Below are 25,813 nucleotides of genomic sequence, written 5' to 3'. Positions count from 1 at the left end.
AACTCCTTCTTTAAATTACCTATATCTTAACTGATTCCAAGTTTTTCCCATACTTTTTGCAAGCGAGTTGGAGAAATGGGCATCTTTGTCTTCATCGGTTGAGAGAATAAAGAAATCCGAAACTCCTCAACCATGAAATACAATTCTTTAAGGCGAGTGTCATTTTTAAACTTAAATAATTTTTCCATCCACGGGTCAACTTGATCAATGGCAGAATTATCCCTCTGTAGGTTATTGGGCAGGCGCTCCAAACGCAAGACCAATGCTTTCAAATATCGAGGAAATTCAAGCCAAATGTCGGAAGATTTCACATAAACAAAGTTTGATAAGCACATCAAATCTAGCTGATCTTCAACATCATCAATATTTTTCCCAAACACAGCATCATCTAAGACCAACAGTTTTCGACGTATATTCTGCCATTGAATATAGATCTCTGTCACATCTGCCAGTGCTTTTTGCCCATGGGTCAGAAAAGTTTTTTTGACATTTGCAACCAAGTTTTCAAACTCTTGTGCGTTGACAGGCAGTTCATTGATCGACATTTGCAGTGTGGCATAAACTAACATTTGCTCCAGCTGCGCCTTATCGCCCAAAGGTGAATACGCCAATGCCAACGGTTTGGAAATTTGCTTTTTCAACTGACGGACCAAATCCCCCAGTTGTATATGCACCAAACGAAGTACACCCTCGCGGTGCTGTTTAATCGCCTCAGCTTGATCATTAAAGGTCTGAATCACCACACCGGACTCATCCTTTTGTTCCAGTGCCGCAAATGCCTTGGTCGGGACTAAAGCTTGATACTGCTTCACCACCACGCCCGTCACTTTTTGTGATGCTTCAAACACAAAATTTTCAGGAAAAGCTTGGAACTCACCTTTGAGCTGTTTGACTGGACTATGAGTTTCCGTTCGGCAACGCGCTTTTAACTCAGATAAATCACGACCTTGTTCAATCACACGGCCTTTGTCGTCAATGACTTTAATCAATGGCAATAAATACTGTTCAATCCGCTCAAAGCTAAAGTCTTTTTCAGAGATTTGTTCGCCACGTAACTGGAAGGCTAAAAAACTAAAAATATGCTGCTGCAAATGCATCGCATCTACTTTCGCCATTAGCTTTGCAGCCGTATCAGGGATAGGCACCAAGTGACGACGTTTATCTTTAGGCAGTGCTTTGAGTAAGGCTTCCATTAAATCCTGACGCCAGCCGGGAATGCCCCACGACCACAAGTTTTCATCCACCTGAGGCAAGGCTTGCAACGGAATTTTCACCGTTGCACCATCTTCGTCATGACTTGGATCAAAACGGTAACTGGCCGCAAGGCGCAGTTCACCATTGCGTAAAAAATCGGGAAATTGCTGCGTGGTTGGACGGTCGTTCAGCCATAGCGCATCATCATCGATAAATAAATAACGTGGGTTTTGCGGTTCAACCGTTGCGCGCCAGTCTTCAAAACTACGACGGCTTGCGACCTCTTCAGGAACTTTAGCCGCATAAAACTGGTAAATAGTCTCTTCATCCACCACCAAATCACGGCGGCGTAGCTTATCTTCGACCCGCTCTACTTCTTCAAGTTTAAGCAGGTTGTGTTTTAAAAATGGTGGCGTAATGCCTAAATGTCCTGTCGTCAGTGCATCTCGAAGGAAAATTTCATGTGCTGCAACATGGTCGACTTTTTCATAGTTGATTTGACGTTTCGGCTCAATAATTAAGCCAAACAATGAAATTTGGTCATAGGCATTGACCACACCTGCTTTTTTCGACCAGTGCGGCTCAAAGTAATGGTGCTTCAGCAAATCACCTGCTGCAAGCAAAATCCACTCAGGTTCAATTTTTGCCAGTGTACGAATGTAGACCTGTGAGGTTTCTACCATCTCAAAAGCCATGACCCAAGGCGTATTGGTCTTATGTAAAGTAGATGCTGGAAAAATGCGGGCCTTTTGCTGACGTACCGCCATAAACACATTGCGTTCATCGGTTTTATTGGCAATAAAAGACAACAAACCTGTTAAAAGCGCGCGGTGTAAATTTTCATAACTGGCTTTTTTCTCATTAAAAGACAGCTTTAAGCCTTTTGCTAAATCGACCAATTGCTCATGAGTTTTCTTCCATTCACGTAAACGCAACCAGCTTAAAAAATGATTACGCGCAAAAGTACGACGTTTGTTTTCACTCATATCTCGGTTGGCAACCAGTACGTCCCAAAGTTTGATATAAAATAAAAAGTCAGAATCGGCTTCACGGAACAACGCATGTTTTTGATCTGCCTGCATTTGTTTATCCGCTGGGCGTTCACGTGGGTCTTGTACAGCCAAAGCGGCAACAATCACCAAGACTTCATTCAACACTCCAAAATGAGCCCCACCCAAAATCATACGGGCCAAACGTGGATCAATTGGCATTTTGGCCATTTGTTGACCAATTTTGGTTAAGTCTCCTTTACCTCCCCCTTTGGAAAAGGGGGATTGAGGGGGATTGACTTCAGATGAATCTCCCCCAACCCCTCTTTGCAAAAGAGGGGCTTTACCTTTATCAGACATTGCCCCAAGTTCAACCAACAACTTACGACCATCGTTGACTAAACGATGATCTGGCGGCTCAATAAAATCAAAATCTTCTAAAGCACCCAGCCCTAAACTTTGCATCTGCAAAATCACTGAAGCTAAGTTCGTTCGCTTAATTTCAGGTTCAGTAAACTCAGGGCGGCTTTGAAAGTCTTCCTCAGAATACAAACGAATACATACACCTGGGGCAATACGACCACAACGACCTTTACGCTGATTTGCTGCGGCCTGAGAAACTGCTTCAATCGGTAAACGCTGTACGCGTGAACGATAGTTATAGCGAGAGATACGCGCAAAACCACTGTCAATCACATAACGAATATTGGGTACAGTCAGCGCTGTTTCTGCAACGTTGGTGGCGATAATAATGCGTCGCCCACCACCAGATGGATTAAAGATTTTTTGTTGTTCAGCTAAGGCCAAGCGCGCATATAAAGGTAAAATTTCTGTATGTCGCGGCCCATGCTTTTGCAAAGTTTCTTGTAATTCACGAATCTCTTGTTCGGTACTGGCAAAAATTAAAGTATCGGCATATTCAGGATGGCCTTTTTCTTGTGCATCCCGAAAACATTCCTCTACAGCTTGCACGACAGCACGAGGTAGATTTTCTTCAAAGTCATCAAACTCATCATCATCACTACCGACAATGCTCATCTCAGATACAGGGCGATAACGTAGTTCGACTGGAAAGCTACGACCTTCTACTTCAAAAATAGGCGCATTGTTAAAGTACTGACTAAAACGGTTTACATCTAAAGTTGCTGAAGTGATGATGACTTTTAAATCTTTACGGCGAGGCAAAAGCTGTTTGAGATAGCCCATGATAAAGTCAATATTGAGTGACCGCTCATGCGCTTCATCGATAATAATCGTGTCATATTTATTGAGATAACGGTCATTGGCCAGCTCTGCCAGCAAAATACCATCTGTCATTAAACGAATGATCGAATCCTGCGACCCTTGTTCATTAAAACGAACTTTAAAGGAAATCGACTCACCAAGTTTCTCACCAACTTCTTCAGCAATACGCTGGGACACACTACGCGCAGCCAAACGACGTGGCTGTGTATGACCAATCAGACCCGTTAAACCACGACCTGCTAGCATCGCAATTTGCGGTAGCTGTGTGGTTTTACCTGAACCTGTTTCCCCTGCAACGATAATCACTTGATGCTCTTGAATGGCATCAATTAACTTATCTGCATACTGCGTAACAGGCAGGTCTTGATTCAGTTTAATATTCGGAATGCGTTCAATACGCTCTAGAACTTTTAAATGCGACTGTTCAAATAATGCTTGATATTGCTTTTCGTTGGCATCTTTTCCTTTTTTGAGTCGGTTTAAACGATGACGGTCTTTGACCATCACCAATTGCTCTATATTTAAAGGACGCTGCACAGAAAGAATACCCACATCAAAAACATCAATCGCTTAGTTTACGTGGTAATACAGCGAAGCGAAAGTACAGCATAATTTTTTAATTTTAACTTTTTTTCAAATATCCCCTTGAATTTTAAGCCTAGGGACATCATGTCTGTAAACGAGTTGCGGAATAGATGATTTTGTCATTTGGTCATCATATTTATCATGCTAAATGAACAGAATGATCACATTCGCTGAAATAGTCTGGAGTAAGATTCGGTTTTTCCGATTCTTGTAATGTAAAAATACTGTTTCAGCAATAACAAAAATTTCGATACCCTATTCAACATTAAATACAAACCCCAATCATGGAGACAATGATGAGCTTGATTAATACTGAAGTAAAACCATTCGCTGCTACTGCATATCACAACGGTCAATTTGTTGACGTAACTGAAGCAGATCTTAAAGGTAAATGGTCTGTAGTATTCTTCTACCCAGCTGACTTCACTTTCGTTTGCCCAACTGAACTTGGTGACCTTGCTGACAACTACGCTGAATTCCAAAAATTAGGCGTGGAAATCTACGGTGTTTCTACTGACACTCACTTCACTCACAAAGCTTGGCACGACACTTCTGAAGTTATTGGTAAAATCCAATACCCATTAATCGGCGACCCAACGTGGACTCTATCTAAAAATTTCGACGTTCTAATCGAAGCTGCTGGTCTTGCTGACCGTGGTACTTTCGTAATCGATCCAGAAGGTAAAATCCAGATCGTTGAAATCAACGCTGGTGGTATTGGTCGTGATGCTCAAGAATTACTTCGTAAAGTTAAAGCAGCTCAATACGTTCACGCTCACCCAGGTGAAGTTTGCCCAGCTAAATGGAAAGAAGGCGAAGCAACTCTTGCTCCTTCAATCGACCTAGTAGGTAAAATCTAATCTAAATTAGATTGAACACATAAAAAACCACGCTTTTTAGCGTGGTTTTTTATGGCCAAGATAACAGCACAATATGACAAGAAAGAGAAAAATATAGAATAAGAAAGAGCTAACCTTTATGCGCTACACATAATTCATGACTGGAATTCAGTGCTTGTACCCGCTACAGTAGAATGAATACATGCAGCTCTTTGAAGAAGAAAAATGACTTATCAAGTTCATATGATTGATGTGAAAAACCAACTCCAAAACTATATTTGGCTGCTGGAACATACCTCATCAAAGCAAGTCGTGGTGGTTGATCCAACTGAGGCTGGATTAGTTGAAGATTATTGCACTGAACATGGCTTAAGCATTGCTCAAATTTGGCTGACTCATTGGCATAAAGACCATATTGGCGGTGTCGCCGACCTGATTGCGAGTCGGAATATTCCTGTGTATGGGCCACGTGAGGAATTATCTAAAATTCCATTCATCACCCATGCATTGATGGATGATGACTATTTCTCATTTCATGATTTACATATCGATGTTTTAGCAGTTCCTGGCCACACACTGGGCCATATTGTGTACTTTATTGAATCTATCCAGACTTTATTTTGCGGTGACACTCTGTTTGCTATGGGCTGTGGGCGAGTGTTTGAAGGTACACATGAGCAGATGTACCATTCGCTCAATCGTTTAGCAGCTTTGCCTGCCGAAACCAAAGTCTATTGTACGCACGAATACACGCTCTCTAACGCGAAGTTTGCCAACCATGTCGAACCAGATAATATCGCCATTCAAGAACGCTTAGACCGTGTGGAAACCATGCGCTATTTGGGTCAATGTACCCTTCCTAGCAGTATTGAAATCGAACTTGAAACCAATCCTTTTTTACGTACAGAAAATGTGGAAGAGTTTAAAAGACTACGTGATCTGAAGGATCAATTTTAATTGGCTTCCCCCCTTCTAGAGACTGCTAACGAACGCAGTCTCCTATTATGTATGTATGCTTCTATTGAGTTAAAACGATCAGTTGGGGCTTCTACCCTTAACCTTTGAGCTCTCAAAATTTCAACCAATGCAGTTTCAAGCCACACGATGCCTGAATCGAATGATCACGAGCAAGGCTGTTTGAAAATACTGTCACAAAAGACCCAGCCTTTGAAAAAAATCATTACATTTCTATTTATGATAAAATACTTCTCTATCACGAACGCACATAATTCCATTGTATTGAGACTCATCTCAAAATATTATTATTTTTCATCATGATAAAATTATTTTAAACAATGAAAAACTATCGTTTATGCTTTCTATACGTTTTCGCCTTAGTTTAGATTGCTTTAAAAAGAGACAAAAACAAAAATATATAAAAAAATCCCCTTTAAAAAAGCGTGAAATATCCCTATTAATAATTTATCAGTGAAAAAGGAATATCCTCGTGAAAAAAGTAGTGAAAGCAAAAAACCTCATCGCCTTTCGTATTTGGCTAGAGAAATTAGGTTATTCAGTTAAAACCTTAGCAGACAACCGTGGCTTTACTTTTAGCTTTAAAAAAGAATATGGACTGGTGACTTGCGACCTAGCGGGCAATAACTTGGCCATGCAGCTCGGTGAAGAATTCGAAGACCATTTGAAAGCCTAAATTGCTCCATACTTACTTCGCGTGATGAATCAAAATTTAGCCCCTTAAAGGGGCTTTTTTTATATATGAATCATCTATTAAATTTTAGGCAATAAAAAAGCAAGGCTTAATACCTTGCTTCATTACTGATGGTGGGGACGGAGAGACTCGAACTCTCACACCTTGCGGCGCTGGAACCTAAATCCAGTGCGTCTACCAATTTCGCCACGTCCCCATCAGGGTGCTAACTTTCCGTTAGACTTTAAGTTGGCAGAGGATCAAGGATTCGAACCTTGACGAACGGTTTTGGAGACCGTCATGCTACCATTACACCAATCCTCTATTGCCTTATAAACCATCTTAATTCAAATGATTTATGGTGGGGACGGAGAGACTCGAACTCTCACACCTTGCGGCGCTGGAACCTAAATCCAGTGCGTCTACCAATTTCGCCACGTCCCCAATGGCTTTGTATATTATAGCGATAGACACTATATGACAAGCGCTTTTATAAGCAATCACCCGCTTTTCTGTCATAAAATCGGCAGTTGAATCTATTTTTATGCTCTATCTATATAAAAAGGCTATTCAGCTCTTTACTAAATTTTAGGCAATAAAAAAGCAAGGCTTAATACCTTGCTTCATTACTGATGGTGGGGACGGAGAGACTCGAACTCTCACACCTTGCGGCGCTGGAACCTAAATCCAGTGCGTCTACCAATTTCGCCACGTCCCCATCAGGGTGCTAACTTTCCGTTAGACTTTAAGTTGGCAGAGGATCAAGGATTCGAACCTTGACGAACGGTTTTGGAGACCGTCATGCTACCATTACACCAATCCTCTATTGCCTTATAAACCATCTTAATTCAAATGATTTATGGTGGGGACGGAGAGACTCGAACTCTCACACCTTGCGGCGCTGGAACCTAAATCCAGTGCGTCTACCAATTTCGCCACGTCCCCAATGGCTGTGTATACTATAGGGATCATTTTCGCATGACAAGCAATTTTTAAGAAAAACACACTCATTTGATTAAATAAGAAACAAAAACTTTATACTTGGCTTTTTCTCATTCAATTTCAGTCATTAAGCATCGTTTTGCAGCCATGGTATTTTGCCATCTTTGGCTTTTTTGCTTAGCTAAAAGTCCATGTAATAGTGGACTAAAACCCTGAAAAGGTTCTGGAAGCGCTATCTTCAAAGACTGACAGTGTAAATACGCCCAATCTTGGTAGCATGATGCCTGCAAACGTTGATCAGTCAACCACTCAAGTAGAATGATCCCAAGTGCATATAGGTCGGTTTGTACAGTCTTTGCTTCACCATGAAATAACTCTGGTGCCATATAGCGTGGCGTTGCAGTTACAGTTTGTTGATGTCCAGTTTCACTAATTTTTTGGCTCTGCTCAAAATCAATTAACTTACATGTAGAACCATCTAACAAAAAATGTGAAGCTTTTAAATCAGCATGAATCCAACCCATCTGATGTAATTCTTCAACTGCATTCAGCATTTTAAAAATGATATGAATGATATGATCTCGACTTAACTGATGGGGATTCGCCATAAGTAATGATGGAACATCTTTTAAGATGAGTGCGGCTTTCACCAGCTCTGAGTGAAACTCAAAATTTTCAAGGATTTGCACTTCAGGCAAGAACTTCGGCAGTTGCAGCATTGCAAGTGCTTTCTGATAAAAACTAAGTTCAGCGTCAAAGCCGTTAATTAGCACCACATGTTCTGATACAAACTGATACTTTAACCAATACCCCTGCCCTGCAACTTCAAAGCGATAAAGCCTTCGCCCCCAACCCAAACGCTGAGTCGGAGTATGGAGCGACAACGCGAGAGCATTTAATTCTTGACGATCAAACTGCCAAGAATTCGGATTCATTCATCTCTGCCGTATCCAATGCAGTTAAGACCTCTAAACAATGTTGTATAGTTTTCCCAACACGAGCATGTGTTTCAATCATTGAGATTTTTGGCCAAGTTGCACGTTCACCTTCACGTTGTAAAAGTTTAAACAAGTGTGGTCTTGGATTTTGCAGCATATAACTATAATGGCGCAGGCCATATTTCCCCACAATGTTTACATCGCCATAATAACGCTGATCGACCACGCCATAACCATGATCCAGTAAACGGCGGATCGGTGGAATCATCCCCACACGCTCACGGGCAAAGTCCATCACCCCTTTACTAATCACTTTGCCTTGTCTGCGTACAATCCGCTCAGGCCAGCTCAACATGTCTTTACGAAACCGTGCTTCGTCCGACTGCATAAACGGCACCACATGCGGATTCACTTGACTGGCAATGGTGTAGTTTAAGTTGTATAACCGCGCCATTTTTTCCTGCGGGAAATCACTACGCACACTGCCATCAACCCAGCGCGTAGATGACATATAAGGTGTATACAACCCATCATGTCGCTTACTAGTCAGCTTGACTGGTGGAAATAGAATCGGAACTGCACAAGACGCGAGTACCGCACTCCACACCAATAAGTCAGGTGAAGTAAAGGTACTCATAATGCGTGGATTTTGTGAGGCATCATAAGGTGCAACCGCGACATTGTTATACAAGCCTGACTGCTTAAATGCCTCTTCAAAGGTAACGTCACCCAAATTTGCAATTAAAAAGTTTTTTAAATGCTTTACATCCGCTAAACCACCATTGCCCTTTAAGACCTCACGAAAGCCTCGAAATTGAAAAGCATCGGTGAAAAAGTTTTCACCATTTAAGATGCTCAGCATTTCTGCAGGCGTTGCTCGCCCCAGCATCGCTGTCATAATGGCGCCAGCACTTGAACCAGACAGCACTTTCGGCATCAGGTCTTGCTCAAGCAAAGCCTTGCACACACCTGTATGAAACAGTCCTAATGTTGCACCGCCTGAAAACATCATGGCTGGTTGCCCAAAAGCTTTTTGACAGTGCTGAAAAAATTCAATTTTTTGCTGTTTATCCAAACACTGGCAATCCGTAGATGCTACAAATGCTAAACCTCGACTAACTTCTTCAATATAGTCTTCAATAATTTTCTTGGTGCCGACATAGGTTGCAGTAAACAGCATGGGGTGAGCAATATTGGCAATGTCATAACTCAGACCTTCACGTAGTAGGTACATTAAATCGGTCGTACGCTTTTGTTGGCGATAACGCTTCAACAAACCCAAACGATGGGTAATCACTTCTGCATCGAAATAAGATGAACAGTTGTCATACTTCCACTCTTGCGCCCCTGACTCTTCATCAATTCTAAGTGCAATGCTTTTCCACTCAGTATAGTTCTCTGCCTGAGCCAATTGGTTTTTCAGTTTTTTGATTCGATAGGCTTGGTGCGGGTTGATTTCCCGTGTGAAATCTTTAAACAACATATTCATACTCACCCACTTTTTTTGTTTTCCTAAAATTTCACTGACATGTTCAACCGTCAGTCTAACTGACTATGTGCAAATTATGTGAGCATTACAATTGCCATTTCAAGCCTAAAATTGGCAAATCTGCACCACGTTAAGGGTTTGATACGACTAGATCGGATGTTAAGATCGACGACAAGTGTAATTATAAGCTGATTAATCATGGCGACCATTGACCTACCGAACAATATCTTAGAAGCACTATCGACTGTACTCCAACAACTACAGCAAAGCCTACCAGAAGTTAAACAAGCACCTGATTTTTCAGCGATTGCCTTTAAATGGGAAAATGGCGAATTAAAAGCGATTCGCCAGCTCAAACGAATCGAATTAAATGATTTAAAAGGCATTGAGCGTCAAAAAGAAAAAGTACTGCAAAATACAGAACAGTTTCTTAATGGTTTACCTGCCAATGACGTCCTGCTTACAGGCTCTCGCGGGACAGGCAAGTCCTCTATTGTGCGTGCTTTATTAACGGAATACGCAGAGCAAGGCTTAAGGCTGATTGAAATTGAACGTGATGATTTATCCGAACTGCCTGAAATTCAAAAGCTAATTGCAGAGCGCCCTGAAAAGTTTATTGTGTATTGTGATGACTTGGCTTTTAACGCCGAAGATGAAAACTATCGCAGTTTAAAAAGTGTGCTAGATGGCTCTTTGCAGTCAGGTTCAAGCAATTTTATTATTTATGCCACCAGTAACCGTCGTCATTTGCTGCCTGAGTTTATGCATGAAAACACGCCTGTGACTCGAGTCGACGTACCGCAGTACACTGAACTACATCCACAAGAAGCGATTGAAGAAAAAATTTCACTCTCTGATCGTTTTGGATTATGGCTGTCTTTTTATCCAATGGATCAAAACTTATATTTGGACATTGTGCAGCACTACTTAGCAAAAGCTCAAATCGCCATGGACGATATAGTACGAGCCGAAGCGCTTCGTTGGTGTCAGGCGCGTGGACAACGCTCTGGACGTGCAGCGTATCAATTTTCTAAACACTGGGTCGGTTCACAACAATTAAAGCAGCTTTAGTATAAAAATACTGATCGGCGTTTAAGCATCTATTTTATTTAAATTATTTTTATATTTAATAGTTCAGTCTGATCAAAGAAATAACCCAAATTCCGCATTAGAATTTGGGTTATTTCTTTGAAAAAATGAGGGATGAATATCAGTTCAAATAGGTTTGATCTGATTATTGATATTTATCTAAGTTTGTTTCTGGCCCATCTTTAACCACAGCTTGTGCTTTTGCATAACTCTCCATTAAGCATTTATATTCTGGGCAGACATGATCTGAAAGAATTTCAGCAAAATGGGAGCCTTCTGGACGGTTCCAAGTACGCATTAACTCGGCCACGATTGCAAAAGTATCGGTTGGAATTGCGCCCGCTTGGGTCACACGAGCAATTGATGTATCTGTAGCTAATTTACTCCAGTTGCCTGATGCATCCACAACACAATAAACGTTATAACCTTCTTTACGAGCGCTTACAGCAGGGAAAGTCATACATACACTGGTCAGCGTTCCAGCAATAATCAGTGTCTTCCTACCCGTTTTTTTAACTTCATCTACAAATAAGGGATTGTCCCAAGTATTAATTTGTCCAGTCCGTGGTACATAAACTGCGTGCGGAGCAAAGTGGTGAATTTCAGGGATTAGAGGACCATTTGGGCCGTCAGGTACAGAAGCCGTGGTAATTACAGGTATATTTAATAAAGTTGCTGCTTTTGCAATTGCAATCACATAATTGCGTAAGTCGGGTACAGGTACATCGCGTACGGTATTAAAAAGTCCACTTTGATGGTCAATCAGTAGAATTATCGAATCATCAGGGTCTAGCATTCCATTAGTAGCCGCTATGGGTAACACCTCTAAAATTTTCTTCTAATTATGTACTTCCATTGTTGTAATGAAAGTTCCTAAGACAGACCGTCATAGCTTTGTGATTTATACGACCAAGATATTTTTAATTAAATCTACATCTGCCTTTCATGTAAACTAAAGAATATTCTTAAACTCAGGAAGCTAAATCATGTTACGTGTTGTAATTGGCCTTCGTGGCTTTGAGTTTTATCCTCGTATAGCAATAAAAACTTAAGAAAAATAGAAACTATTAACATTAATCAATACCTTAAAACCATATAAAATAGAATTTCAATTGAAGTCAAAATACTCAAAGTTTTAATCTTTTGAAATCAATCAAAAACTACGCTAGGCATACTTATCCCCAATTTCTATGGATAAACCTATGGGTAAATACTTTTAACTTGATTCTAAGTTACATTTAAGTGAGTCAAAAAATATTCTTAAAGTCTAAGCAGAGCATTTTTAAAAGTCCTTTGGTAAAGACCTAAATGTAAAAAAAGCCCAACATTCAGTCGGGCTTTAAGCTTATCAAATGTGTCCCGTCCTGAAATAAGTTTACACCTTTAAGAGGCTTATTTTATGGAACATGAACGAGAACAAAGAGTTAAACGTACACAAGGTGATTATAGCTTTGCCTTTAAAATGATGGTTGTACATGAAGTAGAAAAAGGGCAAATTACTTATAAACAAGCTCAGGCAAAATATGGTATTCAAGGAAGATCAACTGTGCTGGTATGGTTACGCAAGCACGGACAACAGGACTGGACTTCGAATATGCCGCCTTCTTCTAAACGCCAATTAACACCCCAACAACGAATCCGCCAATTAGAAAAGCAGTTAGCCGCAGAAAAGCTTAAAACTGAATTTATTCAGGATGTGATTTATCACATTGATAAAGAATGTGGGACTGATCTTGGAAAAAAGTATACCGAGCACGTTTCAAAGATTGGCAAAGCCAAAGAGGACTAAGCGTTTCACGTTATTGTCAGTGGTTGGGAATCACCCGACAAGCTTATTATCAAGCAGAAAAACGTGCTCAAATGACTGCACAAGCAACTGAACAAATACTTGAGTTGGTTATGGAATATCGTTGTCTCATGCCAAGTATCGGAACACGTAAGTTGTATTGGCTTATTAAAGGCAAATTGTTGCAGCGTGGTTTAAAGTGTGGACGGGATCAGTTATTTAAAATATTGAAAGAGCATAATTTATTGATTCGCCCCAAGCGTCGCTATACAAAAACTACGGATAGCAAGCATTGGATGAAGAAGCATCCAAATTTATTAAAGGATTATTCAGCAGTGCAAGCCAACGAAGTCTTTGTTAGTGATATTACTTATGTTGAGAGTGCTGAAGGCGTACATTATTTATCATTGGTGACAGATGCTTATACCCGTCAGATTAAAGGTTATAAGTTATCGAATGATATGCGTGCGGAGAATGTTATGCAGGCTCTACATATGGCGATGCAGCATGTGACGGATCGAGCGACTAGGATGATTCATCATTCAGACAGAGGCTCTCAGTATTGCTCTGAGCTATATCAATCGGCATTGCGCCATTATGGGATATGTCCTTCCATGACAGATGGATACCTTGCGAAACAGTGTTTCTCATATCAAAATGCATTAGCAGAGCGGATTAATGGAATATTAAAGCAGGAGTTTTTAACTACACGATGTCAAACCATGAAGGAGTTAGATCACTTAATTACGGAATCTATCATGATTTATAATTGCTATAGACCACATTTAAGTTTAAATATGAACACCCCGAATCAGATGTATGAGCAAACTAAAACCGAGCTAATTGCTTAACTCGGTTTGAAGTGGAATACTGTCAATCTATTTCAGGACAAGACAATGAAAGCCTTATACTTCACTGGGATTGTTCAACTCAGTCATTGGCCAGCGTGGTGTTGTCGTTACAGCCAAACCATCTTGCTGCCCTGCTTTTAAGCGCTGATAACCAGCAAAAGCTATCATAGCGCCATTGTCCGTACAAAGTGCAGGTTCGGCATAGTAGACCTGAGCACGAATCTTAGTTAAATCTGCTTCCAAACGTTCACGCAAACGTTTATTGGCACTGACACCACCTGCGATCACTAAGCGTTTTAAACCTGTTTGCTTCAACGCTTTCACAGATTTTTTAACCAAGGTATCCACGATAGCTTCTTGGAAACTCGCTGCAATATCCGCATCACGGTTTTCATCACCTAATTTTTTCATTTGCACAGATACAGCTGTTTTTAAACCACTAAATGAAAACTCCAAACCTTGATGCAACATTGGACGTGGGAAAGCAAAGGCATTCGGATCACCTTGCTCAGCCAGTTTTGAAATATTTGGGCCACCTGGGTACGGTAACCCCATCATTTTCGCAACCTTATCAAAGGCTTCACCTGCAGCATCATCAATCGACTCCCCCAATAATTCATACTGCCCAATCCCATAGGCAGCCATCAATTGAGAATGTCCACCTGAGACCAAAAGTGCTACAAAAGGAAATTCTGGCGGTGTTTCCGATAAAAGTGGCGCCAACATATGCCCTTCCATATGATGCACACCAACTGCAGGTTTATTTAAAGCAAAGGCCAAAGTTCGACCAAACAGCGCGCCTGTCATCAGCGCACCCATCAAACCTGGGCCACGCGTATATGCAACGGCATCAATTTCAGATTTTTTTACACCACTTTCTTCAAGCAGTTGATTCATCAATGGAATCAGCTTACGCACATGGTCACGCGATGCCAACTCCGGCACCACACCACCATACTCTGCATGCAGTTTAATTTGGCTGTACAGCACTTGCCCACGCAAACCCAACTCGCTGTCATAAAGGGCAAGTCCTGTTTCATCACAAGATGTTTCTAAGCCTAAAACGATCATTAAACTGCCTATAACCTGTATCAAATCTATTGCGTGAACCATTATAGACTTGTGGTATGAGATGTAAATGAGTAAAATACTGACCTTCACTTGTGATCAGGGCAATGTCGCCCAGATCTTATCCATAACTTAATGAGGATTCTTCATGCCACAAGTTAAATTGAAAGAAGGCGAACCAGTAGACGTAGCTATCCGTCGTTTCAAACGTTCATGCGAAAAAGCGGGCGTTTTAGCTGACGTTCGTAAGCGCGAATTCTACGAGAAACCAACTCAAGAACGTAAGCGCAAAAAAGCTGCTGCTGTTAAACGCTACCAAAAGAAATTGGCGCGTGAATCAGTACGTACTACTCGCCTTTACTAAGATTAATTTGTGATTGACTGCCTGGACTAAATAATGACTACTTTAAAAAGCCAAATAACTGAAGTTTTGAAAGCCACTATGCGTGCTAAAGAAATGGATAAGTTAACGGTAATTCGTGGTCTACAGGCGGCAATTAAGCAAATCGAAGTCGATGAGCGCAAAGAACTTGACGACGCTCAAGTTCTTGCGGTCATTGAAAAACAAATTAAACAACGTAAAGAATCGATCAAAGCCTTTGAAGGCGCTGGTCGAGAAGATTTAGCTAGTAAGGAACAAGCCGAACTTGAGGTTTTATCTCAATTTCTACCAGAAGCTATGACTGAGGAAGAACTTGATTCCATGATTGCGCAAACGATTGCAGCGCAAGAAGCTACTAGCATGAAAGATATGGGTAAGGTGATGAATTCTCTGCGTCCGCTCATAGCCGGGCGCGCCGATCCTTCTCAAGTTTCAGCAAAAATTAAAGCAAAACTGGCTTAATTTAAAAATCTTTAAATCGATTACGTTGAACTGACCTTAAAAAAGGCAGTTCAAAGTTCTACTTTCTATAAAAATTATTATTTTTCTTTTATCTCTTCATTCCCTGATTTAAAACAATTCTCGAATTGTCTCTGTTTATCCCTCTATTTGCGCTACCACTTTTCTAAGCTCTAAATTGTCGATCCTTTTGCATTTGGGTTAAACGCGTTTTAATGGTCGCTGACATTGATTCATTATCTTTCGCTAAACGTTGAGCATGCAATAAAGATTTAATCGCTTCTTCTTCAAAGCCCGACCAAAACTGCACTTCAGCCCGATAACGCAAAACATTAATGGCATGCATTGGCGATTTTTTATCCAAACTCGCGGCTTGCTGCATCAATCTCCACGCATTCACATCACGCGGATTATTTTTCAAAAACCGATTAAGTACAGGCTGCGCAAGCTCAGGTCGATTCTGACGAATGTAAACTTCAGCCAATTTATAATTTAAAGCCCTATTTTCAGGCATGATGCTCGCAGGTGATTGGATCACGGCAAGAGCTTCATTCACCCGATTTTGTCCAAGCAAAATATCAGTTTGAATCAAGGTTTGCAGGTTATGTAATTTTTGATGTAACTTGGCCTGATCTAACACCTGTTGAGCAAGTTTATAGTCACCTTGTTTGAGATAAAAACTAGCCAAAGCCAGTTGGGCTGCATAACTATTACGACTCACCAGCATCTGCAATTGCTGTTCTGTCGCCTGATTCGAGATCACCACGGTATACAGCTTCAAGATTTCAAAGTCTTCATCACGCCAAGTAGATTTCACTTTAGGCAACTGATTCGCTCTAAGCCTTGCCTCACTCATTCGCTTAGTCGTGAGTGGGTGTGTAAACCAAAAGTCAGGTAAAAAACTCACTCGACTGGTTGCACGGTGCATCACTTCAAAAAAATCAGCCATACTTTGTGGGTTATAACCAGCGCTATACATGTACTGCATTCCTATACGGTCAGCTTCACGCTCTTGGTTACGACTATAAGACAACTGCTTGTCCATGAGTGCGGCTTGCGTACCAACCATGACTGCAGAACCGACATCACCATCGGCTTGAGACGCAACCAAAGCACCAACCAAAATCCCTGCCAGCGCGAGTAACCCCTGCCCCTTAAACGCCTCTTGTGAGCGACTGTAATGACGCTGTGTGACGTGGGCAATTTCGTGCGCCATTACGCCAGCAACTTCATCCATATTATTGGCATTGGTAATCAAACCAGCATTTAATGCAAACAAACCACCCGGGACTGCAAAGGCATTAATTTGCGGGTCATTAATAACCACCAGACCAATCGGTTGACCAAGCTGAGTTTGACTCAAAATGCTTGAAAAAGCATTCATCAGTTGATCTTCTAGCCACGGATTTTGCGTAACAGGTAGCTGACGCTGTACTTCACGATAAACTTTTTCACCAATATAGCGCTCATTATATTGATCAATAAAACCTATACCTGAACCAATTTCGGGTACATTAAACTGTGGGGCATTCGTAAGAAATTGACCTTCTGCAAAACCAACAGTCGAAATAAGACTTAAACTGCACGCACACAGAAAACGCTTCAACCCTCACCCCGACTTTATTTAAAGGAATCGAATGAATATAACATTGATAATTGAATAAAAATGCAATGAAGTGTTATCAATTCTTTATCTAAATTCAGGATTCACCACATATTGAGGTTGACCACCCTCTAACGCTTTCACCAAGTTTTGGTAAGCCAACTCTGCCATTTTTTTACGTGTTACAGACGTTGCAGAACCAATATGCGGCAACGTCACCACATTATGTAGCTGGAACAGTGCCGAATCTTGCAAGGGTTCTTTTTCATAAACATCCAGCCCTGCTGCAAAAATTTGCTTTTGTTCCAAGGCCCGAATAAGTGCCTGCTCATCCACCACAGCACCACGTGAAATATTTACAAAAACAGCATGAGATTGCATTTTCTTAAAAGCTTCTGCATCAATCAAATGCTGCGTGTCCGCGTTCAGATCAACAGCCACGACAACGAAGTCCGATTGCTCCAGCAGCTCATCCAATTCGCAAAAACGTGCATTTAGGGGTTGTGCCAATTCTAATTTTTCTCGGCGCCCGTGATACAAAATATTCATATTGAAACCATGAAAACCACGTCGCGCAATTGCCACACCAATATTCCCCAAACCAATAATACCCAATGTTTGACCAAATATTTCCTGACCAAATTGTGCCTGCCCGACAGTACGCGACCACTGACCTGTTTTGCTCCATTGATCCAAATAAGGCACTTGACGCGCCGCACTCATCAACAAAGTAAAGGCCAAATCAGCAGTCGTTTCAGTCAACACATGAGGGGTGTGGCTGAGCCAAATTTTTGCTTGGTTTAAGTAGTTCAGATCATAGTTGTCATAGCCAACACTGACACTAGATATAATTTTGAGCTGTTTCGCAGTTTCTAGGTTGTTTTTATTCAGTAAACGCCCTGCACCAATCATGGCATCCGCATCCGCAACTTGCTCACGGATTTGCGTATTTACATCACCTGCTTTTGGGTTGATGACCACTACGTGATAACGCTGCTCTAGGCGTTGTAATACTTCTGCATCTATTTGACTAAAAACAACGACCTTCTGCTTCATATCTATTCCATAGTTTGTTATTTTGCTCGCATCATGTGCCACAGGACTTTTTTAAGTAATGGCTGATCAAGCATTTCTTGTAAGCTTGCTGCTTGTGTGACTTTTATACCATTAGCATTTGGTATAGAGCCCAATGCAATAACAGTTTTACCCTGACTTAAACCATCAATGAAACCTTGAATATAACTCTGAACACCGCGCCCATCTTGGAAATTCAACAAAGGAAAAGGCCAATTCAGCGCATACTTTTGTGCAGGTAAGGCTTGCACAATATTTTGCCACAGCTGTTGCTGCTCCAGGCTCAATTGTGTCGCTTCAATGACCAAGGCGCAGTGCTCCAAGGAAACAGCTTGCAACTGAAAAGCCTCAACATGGATGGCCTCTCGGACAATTTCTTCTTTTAATGCTGTAACAACTTCTTGTTCAATCGGCTGCGTTGCAATTTCAGCAGGAGGCGCTGGATGTGGAAGCTTATTCTGTACAAGTGGATGTTCAGGAATGCTTTTGGCTTCGGGCTGAGATTGAGGTCGCACAATTTCAGAAATAATCTCAGTCGCGCTTTGATCTCGCCAGATCGATGTGGCTACATTTTGTTGAGACGGCAAAAAATCAGGAACCCACAAATCAATTCCTAAACTCGCCAAAACCTCACGCTGATGCCCGATCATCTTTTACCTTCACACTTAATTCAGTGCATATTCTATCGAGAAATGCCAAGAGATGCTGTTCTTTTCACATTTTATTCGCATAGACACTAGGCAAATATCAAGAACATGCTCAAGGCCAAATTCACCACTCAATTAAACAATCATCAAGCGATTCTTCTTTTGCATTTGCTCAACGATCTCTTCACTGTCAAAACCGAGACGCCAATAAAGCAACTCCAAAACATCCTGCTCATCTTGAGTAATAATGCGGTCATTCCATAAACAGATTTCAGCCACCCCCAAAATACTCAAACGATCTCGCAGCAGCAGCCCCGCCATATCATTTAAAATTTCGGCCAAATCAATCGGCTCATCTGAAATTTCCGCATACTGCTCCAACTCTTGCACAGTTAAAACTCGGCGTAAGATTTTCTCTCGCACCTCCAACTGTGTTTCACTATTGATTTGTTGCACATGTAACAAAGCATCAATTAAACGCACAATCTGCGGTTTAACTTCATCTAGGGCCGCAGGTGTATGTACAGGCAACAGATTCAGCTCAAACTTAACTCGTTCGAGTAACAGCGCATCTAACAGTCCAATTTCACCATCTTCTTGAATAATCCTCGCCAACTTTAATAAAAACTGGCGTGCAATTGTCGCTGGCATGCCACCAATATTTCGGCATGCCTCATGGAAAATTGAAATATGAACACGACCATCTAGGTTTAACAATGAATCAACAATGGCACGGCTGACTTCAGCCTCAGCAGGAATAAACTCACGGAATTGGCGAATCATGAGAATTGCGACCATCAGCTCGCGTGAACCTGTTGCGGTCTGTAAAGCACGCTGAATGAGCTCTGGACGTTCAATATGCGCACGTACTTCAGGGTTAAGCGGTTTAATCGCATCTTTAATTGCAAAACTAATCGGAGACAGTCGTAATAAAGGCAAAGGCTGCGGTGAAGTCCAAGGGGCTTGAAAATCCGCGTACTGCTCTTCTAGGGAACGAAACAAACCAAATAACGGACGGTTGCGCAGTTTTTCTAGGTTTTCCAACTGTATGTCTTGAACCAAGTTCGGATTCATTTCATAAATCCGCTCTTCAATGCTTGGATGAATATTCATCCAACTTTGCGCACTTAATGAGTTGGCAAAACACATGTGTGCTATCGACTCAGAGTACTCACTGTGAATTTGTGAACCTGCATGATGCACATAGATACGCATCAAGGTTTGAATATTGGCATCATTTTGCATCAGACGGCGTGTTTTCATATCATTTTTTAAAGTACGCCCCCCCAACGTCAGAAACTTAATACAGCGGGTAACCAGCACCCCCAAACTTCCGACCAACCAAATCAAACCACCTGTTGCAACAAAAGTCGTTTCAAAACTTTGTGACTTTTTATGATGAGTTGAAAATCCCAATTTAGCAATTTTACTGCCCCACTGACTAAAGGTCGTGAGAGCACTATATAAAATTTTTAACCGTGTATTTTCGGCGGTCTCACCAGATAAAATTTGATTAAACTCATGATTCAACAAACCCGTCAGCTCAAGTTCATCGAGGTTTTGCAGGGCACCCCACGTTAAAATAATCGCAATATCTTTGGGATAAAAACCTGCGGTTAAGGCATTCACCCCTACTTCATCGGGCAAAACATAGACAGCAGGCGTTTCAATTAAAAAAGTATCCGCTAGTTTTTCTGTAATTTTCAGTGCAATACTTTCTTCTGGTGTACTTTCAATCAAACTTAAACGTCGTGCACGCAGTTGCTTGGCCAGACTGTGTCCACCTGAACGGAACACATACAGCTCATATACCACGGAATAACTCATCACCAAGAGCAATAAACCAATGATATAAATACTCAAGCTATGCCAAAAAATGCTTTGACTCGAATCAAAATAAAAAACCAGCAGTCCAGCCACAGTATTTAAAATAAATAGCGACAAAAGTACCGCAAGCAAGCAGATACTGGCAGACCACAACATGTTTTTATTCTTTATGATTGAATAACTTACACCCTTCAATGTAAATCCCTTTTCTTACATTGTTTGAATCAATCCATCATAAATGAAAAAAGCGGGAAACTCCCGCTTTTCTCAAATCTAAATCAATTACACTTCTTTCACACCTGTCAAATCAACGGAAGCTGCATCAACATTGACATCAATATAGCCGTCTTTCTTTTTCGATGTTTCACGACGTTTCGCCTGTAATTCATCTAAATAAGCTTCATCGATACCACCAGCAACATATTTACCATCAAATACCGAGCAATCAAACTCTTGTAAATCTGGCACTTTGCTGGTGCGCACAGCGGCTTTTAAGTCTTCCAAATCTTGGAAAATTAGACGATCTGCACCAATAATTTCACGAATTTCTTCAACGGTACGCTCAGATGCAATCAACTCTTCTTTTGCTGGCATATCAATGCCATACACGTTTGGATATTTCACCATCGGCGCAGCAGAAGCAAAGAAGACTTTTTTCGCACCCGCATCACGTGCCATTTGGATAATTTCGTTACACGTCGTACCACGTACAATCGAGTCATCCACCAAAAGTACATTTTTGCCTTGGAACTCAAGTTCAACAGGGTTCAACTTTTGACGCACTGATTTCTTACGTAATTGCTGACCCGGCATAATGAAGGTACGCCCGATGTAGCGGTTCTTCATAAAGCCTTCGCGGAACTTCACGCCCAGCATATTTGCAAGTTCAAGTGCAGAGGTACGCGAGGTATCTGGAATTGGGATCACGACATCGATATCGTGCTCTTCACTCCACTCTGTCAGGATTTTCTGAGCAAGCTTTTCGCCCATTTTTAAACGTGCTTTGTAGACTGAGATGCCATCAATGATCGCATCTGGACGCGCAAAGTAAACATATTCAAAAATACATGGGCGGTATTCAGGCGCTTCAGCACACTGCTTGGTAAACATCTGCCCTTGTGAGTCGATAAAGATCGCTTCACCCGGCGCAATATCACGCTCAACTTTAAAGCCGAGTGCCGTAATACCGACAGACTCAGATGCAATGATATATTCCATACCTGCGTCAGTTTCACGAGAACCGTAAATCAGTGGACGAATACCATTTGGATCACGGAAGCCCACTAAACCATGTCCAGTAAGCATTGCAACCACGGCATAACCACCTTTACAGCGTTCATGTACTTTGCTGACCACATGGAAAATATCATCTGCTGTAGGCATCAATTTGCCGCGTTTTTGCAACTCATGCGCAAACACGTTTAACAGTACTTCTGAGTCTGAATCCGTATTCATATGACGTAAGTCTGTTTTAAACAGGTCGTCATGAATTTCTTCAGCATTGGTTAAATTACCATTATGCGCTAACGTGATCCCGTAAGGTGAGTTCACATAGAAAGGCTGCGCTTCAGCACTGCTCGATGAACCCGCTGTAGGATAACGCACATGGCCAATACCGTAATTACCTTGTAATGCACGCATATGGCGAGTGTGGAACACATCACGAACCATGCCATTGTCTTTACGTAAGAATAAACGACCTTCGTGGCAGGTTACTATCCCAGCTGCATCTTGCCCACGATGTTGTAACATCGTTAATGCATCAAACAACATTTGGTTAACAGCTGATTTACCAGCTATACCAACTACTCCACACATAGCAACCTCGCAGACAAGCTAGGATTAATAAAAAGGATTATTTGTTGACTCACCCTGTCCCTCAGCATTTTTCGAGGAAATTTTCGGTGAAGAATCTGAAGATACATGTGTATCTTTAGACTTGATATGTGACATCGCCTCGCTTGCAGCCTCTTTAGAAAGCTCCATCGCCCAAGGCGCGTAAGGCAAAAGTGTTTGGACAAACTTGGATTGTCTCCAATATGGAGAGCTTTCAACCCAAGAACCCACACCTTGCATCGTAATCAGAACAATTAACAACCCTTTTAATGAACCAAAAGCACCGCCGGCTAATCGATTCAAAGGCCCGAGTTTTAAACTCTTCAATATGTTATTCAGTAATGCCGTGACTATCCACGTCAAAACCACAATAACCAATACAATAAATGCAAAAGCTGCAATTTTTTGAACCACTGGATCTTCACTGAGTGAGACCATCGAAGGTGCTAGGACGCTTGCAAATTTAGCACCAACAATCAGCGCTAAAATCCATCCTATCAAGTTCGCAAAGGCTTTAACAAATCCTTGACGCAAACCGTTGAGCCCTCCAATGAGCAATACAATCAATATGAAGATATCAATGGCATTCATGTTGTTTTCATTGCAGAGACGCAGTCTTGAATTAAGGTTGGTCCTGTATAGATGAGGCCACTATAAACTTGTACAAGGTTTGCCCCTGCATTTTGTTTTGCAAGCGCCTGCTCACCCGACAAAATCCCACCTACACCAATCAAAGGAATCTGGCCTTTTAAAACCTCAGCAAAGGCTTTTAAACACGCTGTGCTTTTCTCAAACACAGGCGCACCAGATAAACCACCCGCTTCATCACCAAAAGGTAAGTTTTCCACCCCTTCACGAGACAAAGTCGTATTGGTCACAATCAGACCATCAATTTTAAACTGAAGCAGTTGTTTCGCAATAAATTGAATATCTTCCGCTTCCAAATCCGGCGCAACTTTCAGTACCAGTGGTACATAGTGCTGTTGCTCTTCAGCCAACTCTAACTGACGTTTTTTCAGCGTCTCTAGCAGCTCGGTTAAAGCATCGCCACTTTGCAAACTACGCAGGTTTTTAGTATTTGGAGAAGAAATGTTAACAGTAATATAAGACGCATAGTTATAGACTTTTTCTAAACAAATGAGATAATCATCTACTGCTTTTTCGACTGGGGTATCCGCATTTTTGCCGATATTAATCCCTAAAACCCCTTTGAACTTTGCCGCTTTGACATTTTCAATCAGTTGATCCACACCAGCGTTGTTAAAACCCATACGGTTAATAATAGCTTTAGCTTGTGGGATACGGAATAAACGTGGCAGAGGATTACCCTGCTGTGGACGCGGAGTAATGGTTCCAATTTCAATAAAACCAAACCCTAGACCTGCCAGTGCGTCAATATAAGCACCATTTTTATCTAGACCAGCAGCCAAACCTACAGGATTGGGGAACTCGATGCCCATACATGTCACCGGTTTAGCCGCTATATTTTGACGCATTAAGCCTAGCTTATGCGTTGATTTCAATAGCGATAGTGTTAGCTCATGTGCACGCTCTGGTGCTAAAGTAAACAACAAAGGGCGGGCAAGAGAATACAACATATCTGTAAAAGTCTACTGCTTTTTAAGTCGCCATATTATAGGCATAGCCTAGCTAAAACACCATGCTTCGTCTGGCTTTATTTTTAGCGATTATTTCACGCTCGCCGATAATTTAATCTGCCCTGCGTCTGAGACCAACTCCATTTTTTCAATATTCAAACCATTTTGCGTCAGTTGGGTCAAAAAGTTGGCCAACACCACATAGTTTGCATGGCTTACCACCAACTGAATTTGTTCAGCATTCTGCTGCGAAGCAACCGACAAACCTTGCTGCTGTGCAATACGTTGGATCTGCTCTATCGGAGTCAGTTGCCCATCTGAGCTCGATTTCATGGTGACTGCATTGCTCTGCATCCATGTCATGGTTTCTTTGAGCTGGTTCACGCGTTTTTGCTGTTTCTCTGCCGCAGCATGGGTATACCAAAGTGCAGCCCCTATCGAGCTCACCAATACGAAAATGAGCAAGAAGATGGCTAATACACGGTCGCGCGGTGTAAGACGATCAAAATAAGTACTGATCAGCTCTAAACGCTGATCCAAAACAGTTTGTAAATTTTGCATGGCTTTCATTATTGTATTTTCACCATTCCAATTGCCCCACCCGTGGTCGGCTGAATATTGCCTAATTCAACCTGAAAACCTTGTTGATTAAGCTGCTGAGTGAGTGTCTGTAAAGCCTCTGCCGAGTTGGCTTTAAGTTGCATATTTAGGCTATTCGCTTCATACACCACCTGATTCGCCACAATTTGCTGTTGCATGAGCACAGGGCCAACACGACTCAATAAAGACAAAGCTTGAGCATCCGCTTGTTTATTCATATTCAGTTGATATTCAAACTGGCTTCGCAGGGTTTGCTCGCTCACAGGATAGTTCGCACCAAACCAATATTTAAATTGATCGACTGCTTGCACAGCCACTTGCTCTGCAAGCTTTTTATTTTGATACCAACGCGTCGCATCGTAGGTCAGTTGGGTCACAATCAACGCAACCAATACCGCTGCACAGGCTTTCCAATAGCCCGTTGAAACATGTTGCTCTTTCACCTTCGGCAAAAGATTCCATGGATGCTGTTTTGCTCTTGGCAATACCACCCATTCATAATGGAAAGACTCAAGCTGCTCCTGCGTCACACTGGCGTTTAAGCTATCCATGTGTGAAGCACTCAAGTTACAAATCTTATATTTTTGATTGGCTGCTTGATAATCTAAAAATACAGCAAGATCATCAATTGATCCGCCCAACCAAGTATTAGAGCGAAACAGGAGTCGTTCTTCAATATAACCCAAGATTACCTGTTCTGCGTCAGGTACAGGCAAAATCAGAAAATCAGGCAATAGACTGACCAGCTTCACAGGAATCAAACTCAAGGCATGCTGCAAAGTCTCTAAACGATGCTTTGAAATACCCAAAACAGTGAGTTGCTCAGGCGCTTGAAAGTGATGTAATACTTTCATCTGATCGATTGAGCTTAATACATATTCTTCAAGAGAATACTTCACACCTTCAGCACCCAACTGCTTGTATTGGGCCTTAGGCATGTTTTGCTGAATAATTTGCACATCACGGCTTGGAAAGAAAACAGTTGCTTCCTCACCATGATGCGCTTGTATATCTTGGATCAATTGCTCAAGTGTATGAGCAGATTGCCATCTTTCCCCTATAGACCAGTGCCATGTTCCATCGGCTTCGGGCATCCAAATTTGCAACATGTATTATATTCTGCC

General features: G+C 41.6%; 21 protein-coding genes and 6 tRNA genes. 7 read left to right on the top strand and 20 right to left on the bottom strand.

What is annotated here, in order from left to right:
• Positions 1–26: 26 nt before the first annotated feature.
• Positions 27–3,965: an ATP-dependent RNA helicase HrpA gene (gene hrpA, locus AC4MDD_RS06180; protein WP_419380822.1), complete on the bottom strand. Its 3,939-nt coding sequence runs from the start codon at positions 3,963–3,965 to the stop codon at positions 27–29.
• Positions 3,966–4,309: 344 nt separating this feature from the next.
• Between hrpA and ahpC the strand changes: the two genes are divergently transcribed.
• The 3 genes from ahpC (at position 4,310) to AC4MDD_RS06165 (ending at position 6,503) form a co-directional block, all read left to right on the top strand.
• Positions 4,310–4,873, top strand: coding sequence for an alkyl hydroperoxide reductase subunit C (gene ahpC, locus AC4MDD_RS06175; protein ID WP_004982189.1), 564 nt, complete (start codon positions 4,310–4,312; stop codon positions 4,871–4,873).
• 204 nt (positions 4,874–5,077) lie between these two features.
• Positions 5,078–5,809 carry a hydroxyacylglutathione hydrolase gene (gloB, locus tag AC4MDD_RS06170; protein WP_419380798.1) on the top strand — a complete coding sequence of 244 codons (732 nt, stop codon included), beginning with the start codon at positions 5,078–5,080 and terminating at the stop codon, positions 5,807–5,809.
• Positions 5,810–6,299: 490 nt separating this feature from the next.
• Positions 6,300–6,503: a hypothetical protein gene (locus tag AC4MDD_RS06165; RefSeq protein WP_004696295.1), complete on the top strand. Its 204-nt coding sequence runs from the start codon at positions 6,300–6,302 to the stop codon at positions 6,501–6,503.
• Positions 6,504–6,632: 129 nt separating this feature from the next.
• Here the strand turns inward: AC4MDD_RS06165 and AC4MDD_RS06160 are convergent.
• The 8 genes from AC4MDD_RS06160 to AC4MDD_RS06125 form a co-directional block, all read right to left on the bottom strand.
• Positions 6,633–6,717: transfer RNA gene (locus AC4MDD_RS06160), tRNA-Leu, on the bottom strand.
• Positions 6,718–6,750: 33 nt separating this feature from the next.
• Positions 6,751–6,824 (bottom strand) — tRNA-Trp (locus tag AC4MDD_RS06155).
• Between the two features lie 35 nt (positions 6,825–6,859).
• Positions 6,860–6,944, bottom strand: a tRNA-Leu gene (locus AC4MDD_RS06150).
• Positions 6,945–7,133: 189 nt separating this feature from the next.
• A tRNA-Leu gene (locus AC4MDD_RS06145) sits at positions 7,134–7,218 on the bottom strand.
• A gap of 33 nt (positions 7,219–7,251) precedes the next feature.
• Positions 7,252–7,325: transfer RNA gene (locus tag AC4MDD_RS06140), tRNA-Trp, on the bottom strand.
• Positions 7,326–7,360: 35 nt separating this feature from the next.
• Positions 7,361–7,445: transfer RNA gene (locus tag AC4MDD_RS06135), tRNA-Leu, on the bottom strand.
• A gap of 107 nt (positions 7,446–7,552) precedes the next feature.
• Positions 7,553–8,377 carry a serine/threonine protein kinase gene (locus tag AC4MDD_RS06130; RefSeq protein WP_419380797.1) on the bottom strand — a complete coding sequence of 275 codons (825 nt, stop codon included), beginning with the start codon at positions 8,375–8,377 and terminating at the stop codon, positions 7,553–7,555.
• Positions 8,352–9,863, bottom strand: coding sequence for a DUF3336 domain-containing protein (locus tag AC4MDD_RS06125; RefSeq protein ID WP_078388965.1), 1,512 nt, complete (start codon positions 9,861–9,863; stop codon positions 8,352–8,354). Before AC4MDD_RS06125 ends, AC4MDD_RS06130 begins: the two co-directional genes overlap by 26 nt.
• A gap of 204 nt (positions 9,864–10,067) precedes the next feature.
• Here AC4MDD_RS06125 and AC4MDD_RS06120 point away from each other — a divergent pair, with 204 nt between their 5' ends.
• Positions 10,068–10,940 (top strand): ATP-binding protein, encoded by an 873-nt coding sequence (locus AC4MDD_RS06120; protein ID WP_078388918.1) that lies wholly within the window; start codon positions 10,068–10,070, stop codon positions 10,938–10,940.
• A 163-nt stretch (positions 10,941–11,103) separates the two neighbouring features.
• On the opposite strand, the gene AC4MDD_RS06115 is transcribed toward AC4MDD_RS06120, so the two are convergent.
• Positions 11,104–11,754 (bottom strand): isochorismatase family protein, encoded by a 651-nt coding sequence (locus AC4MDD_RS06115; RefSeq protein WP_078388919.1) that lies wholly within the window; start codon positions 11,752–11,754, stop codon positions 11,104–11,106.
• Positions 11,755–12,357: 603 nt separating this feature from the next.
• Between AC4MDD_RS06115 and AC4MDD_RS06110 the strand changes: the two genes are divergently transcribed.
• A protein-coding gene (locus AC4MDD_RS06110; RefSeq protein ID WP_115613876.1) for an IS3 family transposase occupies positions 12,358–13,595 on the top strand; the annotation gives its coding sequence in 2 pieces (ribosomal slippage) (positions 12,358–12,694 and positions 12,694–13,595; 1,239 coding nt in all).
• A 54-nt stretch (positions 13,596–13,649) separates the two neighbouring features.
• Here the strand turns inward: AC4MDD_RS06110 and tsaD are convergent.
• Complete coding sequence (tsaD, locus tag AC4MDD_RS06105) at positions 13,650–14,666, bottom strand: tRNA (adenosine(37)-N6)-threonylcarbamoyltransferase complex transferase subunit TsaD (RefSeq protein ID WP_114837510.1); 1,017 nt, start codon at positions 14,664–14,666, stop codon at positions 13,650–13,652.
• 145 nt (positions 14,667–14,811) lie between these two features.
• Here tsaD and rpsU point away from each other — a divergent pair, with 145 nt between their 5' ends.
• Together rpsU and AC4MDD_RS06095 are read left to right on the top strand one after the other, a co-directional pair.
• Positions 14,812–15,027 (top strand): 30S ribosomal protein S21, encoded by a 216-nt coding sequence (rpsU, locus tag AC4MDD_RS06100; protein WP_001136722.1) that lies wholly within the window; start codon positions 14,812–14,814, stop codon positions 15,025–15,027.
• Between the two features lie 33 nt (positions 15,028–15,060).
• Positions 15,061–15,507: a GatB/YqeY domain-containing protein gene (locus AC4MDD_RS06095; protein WP_004982206.1), complete on the top strand. Its 447-nt coding sequence runs from the start codon at positions 15,061–15,063 to the stop codon at positions 15,505–15,507.
• 163 nt (positions 15,508–15,670) lie between these two features.
• Here the strand turns inward: AC4MDD_RS06095 and AC4MDD_RS06090 are convergent, their stop codons facing one another.
• From AC4MDD_RS06090 to gspL, 9 genes are all read right to left on the bottom strand, one after another.
• The gene (locus tag AC4MDD_RS06090; protein ID WP_491882426.1) at positions 15,671–17,110 is read right to left on the bottom strand and encodes a M48 family metalloprotease; all 1,440 of its coding nucleotides are present in this window, start codon (positions 17,108–17,110) and stop codon (positions 15,671–15,673) included.
• An 84-nt stretch (positions 17,111–17,194) separates the two neighbouring features.
• Positions 17,195–18,163 (bottom strand): 2-hydroxyacid dehydrogenase, encoded by a 969-nt coding sequence (locus AC4MDD_RS06085; protein WP_114837508.1) that lies wholly within the window; start codon positions 18,161–18,163, stop codon positions 17,195–17,197.
• A 17-nt stretch (positions 18,164–18,180) separates the two neighbouring features.
• Positions 18,181–18,831, bottom strand: coding sequence for a hypothetical protein (locus tag AC4MDD_RS06080; RefSeq protein ID WP_114837507.1), 651 nt, complete (start codon positions 18,829–18,831; stop codon positions 18,181–18,183).
• A 132-nt stretch (positions 18,832–18,963) separates the two neighbouring features.
• Positions 18,964–20,850: a M48 family metalloprotease gene (locus AC4MDD_RS06075; protein WP_164836585.1), complete on the bottom strand. Its 1,887-nt coding sequence runs from the start codon at positions 20,848–20,850 to the stop codon at positions 18,964–18,966.
• Between the two features lie 87 nt (positions 20,851–20,937).
• Positions 20,938–22,473, bottom strand: coding sequence for an amidophosphoribosyltransferase (purF, locus tag AC4MDD_RS06070; protein ID WP_114837505.1), 1,536 nt, complete (start codon positions 22,471–22,473; stop codon positions 20,938–20,940).
• A gap of 24 nt (positions 22,474–22,497) precedes the next feature.
• Complete coding sequence (locus AC4MDD_RS06065; protein ID WP_004696270.1) at positions 22,498–23,082, bottom strand: CvpA family protein; 585 nt, start codon at positions 23,080–23,082, stop codon at positions 22,498–22,500.
• Positions 23,079–24,089, bottom strand: coding sequence for a quinone-dependent dihydroorotate dehydrogenase (locus AC4MDD_RS06060; protein ID WP_087526510.1), 1,011 nt, complete (start codon positions 24,087–24,089; stop codon positions 23,079–23,081). The genes AC4MDD_RS06065 and AC4MDD_RS06060 overlap by 4 nt, the downstream gene beginning before the upstream one ends.
• A 90-nt stretch (positions 24,090–24,179) precedes the next feature.
• Positions 24,180–24,659, bottom strand: a complete 480-nt coding sequence (locus tag AC4MDD_RS06055) for a type II secretion system protein M (protein WP_114837504.1) — start codon at positions 24,657–24,659, stop codon at positions 24,180–24,182.
• Positions 24,659–25,798: a type II secretion system protein GspL gene (gene gspL / locus AC4MDD_RS06050; RefSeq protein ID WP_491882425.1), complete on the bottom strand. Its 1,140-nt coding sequence runs from the start codon at positions 25,796–25,798 to the stop codon at positions 24,659–24,661. The genes AC4MDD_RS06055 and gspL overlap by 1 nt, the downstream gene beginning before the upstream one ends.
• Between the last annotated feature and the right edge of the window lie 15 nt (positions 25,799–25,813).

The sequence above is a fragment of the Acinetobacter sp. CAU_H_29a_1 genome (assembly GCF_058599505.1).
This window is presented reverse-complemented; position numbering and strand designations above follow the sequence as displayed.